Here is a 1,748-nt window from a genome sequence, read left to right as displayed (position 1 = left end):
GTCCCGGTCTGATAAGGGAAAAGGTGGCGCAAGCGCCGGCTGCATCGGGTGCGGCCCCGACGCTTCTGGCGCTGCGTGGCGTCGGCAAGGTTTTCTCCAACGGCGTGACGGCGCTCAACGATGTCGACCTGACCATCAGGGAAGGCGATTTCCTCAGCCTGCTCGGGCCGTCGGGTTGCGGCAAGTCGACGGCGCTGCGGCTGATCGCCGGCCTGTCGACGCCGACCTCCGGCGTGCTCGACTGGCGCGGCGGCGGCTCAGCTGACCGCTCGAACATCGGCTTCGTCTTCCAGGAGCCGACGCTGCTGCCCTGGGCCAACGTCTTCGACAATGTCTGGCTGCCGCTGCGGCTGAAAGGTATTTCCCGTGCCAAGGCGGCACCTGCGGTGACGGAAATGCTGGCGCGGGTTCACCTGACCGGTTTCGAAGACGCGGTGCCGCGCGAATTGTCCGGCGGCATGAAGATGCGCGTCTCGATCGCACGCGCCATGGTGACCAAACCGCGCGTGCTGCTGATGGACGAACCGTTCGCGGCACTCGACGAGATCACCCGCTTCAAGCTCAACAATGATCTCCTGGAACTGTGGCAGGACGAACGCTTCACCGTCGTCTTCGTCACCCACAGCGTCTTTGAAAGCGTGTTCCTGTCCAACCGCGTCGTTGTCATGGCGGCGCGGCCGGGCCGGGTGTTCGACGAACTTGCCATCGAGGCCTCCTATCCGCGCGATGAGGCGTTTCGCACCTCGCCCGACTATGCGGCACTGTGCCGTCAGGCTTCCGATGTGTTGGTCAAGGCCATCAATTCAACAGCAGGCGCGCATCATGACGGCCATTGACGAGCGGGCGCTCGAACTCGACCCCGAGGAGGCGCGCCGCGTGCGCCAGGCGCGGTTCGAGCGGATTGGCCGATGGGTGCTGCCGCTGGCGATCATGATCTTGGCGATCTGGCTGTGGGATCGCATCTGCGTCTGGAACGAGATTCCGCAATACATCCTGCCGCGCCCGGGCGTGGTTCTGTGGACACTCTACAACGATGCCGGCTTGCTGTTTTCCTCGCTGCTGGTGACCTTGCGCATCACCTTCCTCAGCCTGGCTCTGGCGGTCATCGGCGGGGTCGGGCTGGCGGTGCTGTTCGCACAATCGAAATGGGTGGAGATGTCGTTCTTCCCCTTCGCCATCGTGCTGCAGGTGACGCCGATCGTGGCGATCTTTCCGCTGATCAATATCTATGTGAACGACCAGACAACCAAACTTCTGCTGTGCGCCTGGATCGTCGCCTTCTTTCCGATCCTGTCCAACACCACGCTTGGCCTCAACTCCGTCGACCGCAATCTGCGCGACATGTTCAAGCTCAACGGCGCGACGCGCTGGCAGCAATTGCGCTATCTCAGGCTGCCGGCCGCGATGCCTTATTTCCTCGGCGGGCTGAAGATCGCCGGAGGCCTGTCGCTGATCGGCGCCGTGGTGGCCGAGTTCGTGGCCGGCACCACCGGCCAGTCGTCCGGTCTTGCCTCACGCATCATCGAGGCCGGCTACCGGCTCAACGCGCCGCGGCTGTTCGCGGCGCTGTTCCTGATCTCGCTGACCGGCATTTTGATCTTCCTCGTGCTGTCGCTGATTTCGCATCTCATTTTGCGGCGCTGGCACGAAAGCGCACTGAAGCAGGAGCGCTAGGATGACTGAAAGGTTGGCGCGAAGCGCCCCCCTCTGTCCTGCCGGACATCTCCCCCTCAAGGGGGGAGATTGGC

2 protein-coding genes are annotated in these 1,748 nt (G+C 63.7%); both read left to right on the top strand.

Annotated elements, in window-relative coordinates; genetic code table 11:
• Window positions 1-8: 8 nt before the first annotated feature.
• Window positions 9-836 carry an ABC transporter ATP-binding protein gene (locus EOD15_RS33800; RefSeq protein ID WP_127331436.1) on the top strand — a complete coding sequence of 276 codons (828 nt, stop codon included), beginning with the start codon at window positions 9-11 and terminating at the stop codon, window positions 834-836.
• On the top strand, window positions 823-1,674 hold the full coding sequence (locus EOD15_RS33795; RefSeq protein WP_127268481.1) for an ABC transporter permease: 852 nt from the start codon (window positions 823-825) through the stop codon (window positions 1,672-1,674). Before EOD15_RS33800 ends, EOD15_RS33795 begins: the two co-directional genes overlap by 14 nt.
• The last annotated feature ends 74 nt before the right edge of the window (window positions 1,675-1,748 follow it).

This window comes from Mesorhizobium sp. M7A.T.Ca.US.000.02.2.1, from assembly GCF_003996995.1.
Lineage (GTDB): Bacteria > Pseudomonadota > Alphaproteobacteria > Rhizobiales > Rhizobiaceae > Mesorhizobium.
The sequence above is the reverse complement of the archived record's forward strand: the minus strand, read 5'-3'. Positions and strand labels throughout refer to the sequence as shown.